This window comes from Allobosea sp. CER48, assembly GCF_044752385.1.
Taxonomy (GTDB): domain Bacteria; phylum Pseudomonadota; class Alphaproteobacteria; order Rhizobiales; family Beijerinckiaceae; genus Allobosea.
Genome location: NZ_JBIWYK010000348.1, coordinates 1 through 3,461, shown reverse-complemented (window position 1 = coordinate 3,461; position 3,461 = coordinate 1). Strand labels below are relative to the sequence as shown.

General features: G+C 68.1%; 3 protein-coding genes. 2 read left to right on the top strand and 1 reads right to left on the bottom strand.

All coding sequences use genetic code 11. The features are described 5' to 3' along the window. Positions 1-36: 36 nt before the first annotated feature. Positions 37-177, bottom strand: coding sequence for a hypothetical protein (locus tag ACIPIA_RS12540; protein ID WP_400509996.1), 141 nt, complete (start codon positions 175-177; stop codon positions 37-39). Positions 178-360: 183 nt separating this feature from the next. Between ACIPIA_RS12540 and ACIPIA_RS12535 the strand changes: the two genes are divergently transcribed. Continuing rightward, positions 361-1,659 carry an RsmB/NOP family class I SAM-dependent RNA methyltransferase gene (locus tag ACIPIA_RS12535; RefSeq protein WP_400509994.1) on the top strand — a complete coding sequence of 433 codons (1,299 nt, stop codon included), beginning with the start codon at positions 361-363 and terminating at the stop codon, positions 1,657-1,659. Positions 1,660-1,852: 193 nt separating this feature from the next. After that, positions 1,853-3,421, top strand: a complete 1,569-nt coding sequence (guaA, locus tag ACIPIA_RS12530) for a glutamine-hydrolyzing GMP synthase (protein WP_400509992.1) — start codon at positions 1,853-1,855, stop codon at positions 3,419-3,421. The last annotated feature ends 40 nt before the right edge of the window (positions 3,422-3,461 follow it).

Genomic DNA, 3,461 nt, shown 5'->3' with positions numbered 1-3,461 from the left:
GACCGCCGGCGCGGGCTTTCCGATAGGGCGGCCGGATCAGCGGCGGTTTTCGAGCGTGGTCTTCGCGTCGAGGCGCTTGGAGGCGGGGGGCGTGAAGTCCTGCTGGGGGGCGGTCGCGCAAGCGGCAAGGCCGAGGGCGATGAGGCTCAGGATGACGATGCGGCTGGCGCTTTTCATGTGTGGATATCCCGGTGGCCGCGACATGCGGTTGCATCGTCTTTCCGCTTGTGAAACGACCGCGTCAAGTGCATGCCGCAGGGGGCGCCTTGCCTCGGCGTCATGTTCGAACTGGTCGAAGCGCAACCTCTTACAGCCTGACGGCGCCGGGCCTGAGCCGCCCGCGCAGGGATCGAAAGCATCATGACGCCAGCTGCCCGGATCAGTGCCGCCATCGAGGTGCTGCAGGACATCATCGAGCGCCGCCGCCCCGCGGCCGATGCGCTGAAGGATTGGGGCCTGTCGCGCCGCTTCGCCGGCTCCAAGGATCGCGCCGCCATCGCCTCGCTCGTCTATGACGCCCTGCGTCGCAAGGCCTCGTCCGGCTATGCGATGGCTTCCGAGGAGCCGCGCGGCCTGGTTCTGGGCATGCTGGCCGGGCTGCGTGGCCTGCTGCTCGATGAGATCGCCGGCTTGTTTTCCGGAGAGAACCATGCACCGGCGCCGTTGACGGCCGACGAGACCGCGCTTCTGACCGCCTTCTCGGACGAGGGGGCGCCGGACTGGGTACGGGCGGATGTGCCGGATTGGCTCTGGCCTTCGTTCCAGGCCGGCTTCGGCGAGGCGGCGATAGCGGAAGGGCAGGCGCTGGCGGCTCGCGCGCCGATCGACCTGCGCGTCAACCGCCTCAAGGCCGGCCGCGACGCCGTACTCAAGGAACTTGCCCATCATCAGCCCGAGACCGGCCCCTGGTCTCCCGACTGCCTGCGCTTCCAGCCCGGGCATGACGGACGCGGGCCGTCGCTGCAGACCGAGCCCGGCTTTTTCGCGGGCGCCTTCGAGGTGCAGGACGAAGGTTCGCAACTGGTGACGCTGCTCGCCGGCGCGCAGCCCGGCCAGACCGTGATCGACCTCTGTGCCGGGGCAGGGGGCAAGACGCTGGCGCTGGCCGCTCTGATGGCCAATCGTGGCAGCCTCTATGCCACCGACCTCGACAGCCGCCGGCTCGCGCCGTTGCATGACCGCGTCGCGCGCTCGGGAGCGAGCATCGTCGAAGTGCGCATCCCGCGCTCGCGCGGCCATGAGCCGCTGGCAGATGTCGCCGGGCAGGCGGATCTCGTGCTCGTCGATGCGCCCTGCACGGGTTCCGGCACGTGGCGGCGCAATCCCGATGCGAAATGGCGTGTACGCCCCGGCGCATTGGCCGAGCGGGTCAAGGATCAGGCCGAGGTTCTGGCCCGCGCCGCGAAGCTGGCGAAACCCGGCGGACACATTGCATACATCACCTGCTCCATGCTGCCGGACGAGAATGACGACGCGATCCGCGGCTTCCTCGGCCGCCACCCCGGCTTCGCTCCGATCGCGCCCATCGACGTGCTCAAGGGAGCCGAAAGCGACTTTTCCCTGCTTGCACGCTTCGCGACCGAGTTCGGCCTGCAACTCTCGCCGCGGCGCACCGGCACGGACGGGTTCTATCTGGCCTGCCTTTCGCGCATCAGCTGAGCGGGCGCGGCCTGCGTATCGACATACCGCGGGGCGGCCATGCCGGTACCCAGCCGTCGGGAACCCGACGGCCTCGCATACGGCCGAGGTCGCGACGTTATTCGAGGGAACCGCCAATGCCTGAGGGCAGGGACGCCATGCGTTCGGGCGCGGCCCCGTTGCGCGCGCCCGCGCTATCCATTAACGGGACGCGATGACGAGCGCTCAGCCCCATCACGACTCCATCCTCATCATCGATTTCGGCTCGCAGGTGACGCAGCTGATCGCGCGGCGCATCCGCGAGATCGGCGTCTATTGCGAGATCGCCCCGTTCCAGTCGGCGGGCGAGGCGTTTGAGCGCCTGAAGCCGAAGGGCGTGATCTTCTCTGGCGGCCCGGCCTCGGTGCCGGACGAGGGCAGCCCGCGCGCCCCCGAAGCGGTTTTCAGCGCGAGCATTCCGCTGATGGGCATCTGCTACGGCCAGCAGACCATGGCGCATCAGCTCGGCGGCAAGGTCGAAGGCGGGCACGCAGCCGAGTTCGGCCGGGCCGATGTCGAGATCGTCGCGCCCTCTAGGCTGTTCGAGGGCGTCTGGGAGAAGGGCGCGCGCTATCCGGTCTGGATGAGCCATGGCGATCGCGTCACCGAGCTGCCGCAGGGCTTTTCGGTCAAGGCGACCTCGGAGAACGCGCCTTTCGCAGTGGCGAGCGACGAAGAGCGGCGCTTCTACACCACGATGTTCCATCCCGAGGTGGTCCACACCCCCGATGGCGGCAAGCTGCTGCGCAACTTCGTCGTCGAGATCTGCGGCTGCAAGCCGGACTGGAGCATGTCGGCCTATCGCGCCGAGATGCAGAAGAAGATCCGCGAGCAGGTCGGCACCGGCCGCGTTATCTGCGGGCTGTCCGGGGGCGTCGACTCGGCCGTCGCGGCCGTGCTGATCCATGAGGCGATCGGCGACCAGCTCACCTGCGTCTTCGTCGACCACGGCCTGATGCGGATGAACGAGGCCGAAGAGGTCGTCCGCCTGTTCCGCGATCACTACAATATCCCGCTGGTCCATGTGGAAGCCGAGGAGCTCTTCCTGTCGGAACTCGCCAAGTGCGGCGCCGACCCGGAGGCCAAGCGCAAGACCATCGGCCGGCTCTTCATCGATGTCTTCGATGCCGAGGCCGCGAAGCTCGGCGGCGCCGATTTCCTGGCGCAGGGCACCCTCTATCCCGACGTGATCGAGAGCGTCTCCTTCTCCGGCGGTCCTTCGGTGACGATCAAGAGCCACCACAATGTCGGCGGCCTGCCCGAGCGCATGAAGATGAAGCTCGTCGAGCCGCTGCGCGAGCTGTTCAAGGACGAGGTTCGCGTGCTCGGCCGCGAGCTCGGCCTGCCCGAGGCCTTCGTCGGCCGCCATCCCTTCCCGGGTCCGGGCCTCGCCATCCGCTGCCCCGGCGAGATCACGAAGGAGAAGCTCGACATCCTGCGCAAGGCGGATGCGATCTATCTCGACGAGATCCGCAAGGCCGGTCTCTACGACGTGATCTGGCAGGCCTTCGCGGTGCTGCTGCCGGTGCGCACCGTCGGGGTGATGGGCGACTACCGCACCTATGACCATGTCTGCGCACTGCGCGCCGTGACCTCGGTCGACGGCATGACGGCGGATTTCTATCCCTTCGACATGAACTTCCTCGGCCGCGCCGCGACCCGCATCATCAACGAGGTCAAGGGCATCAACCGCGTCGTCTACGACGTGACGTCGAAGCCGCCCGGCACCATCGAATGGGAGTGAGCCGGCGGCCGTGGTGCCTTGGCACGACGGCCTGAGCGCC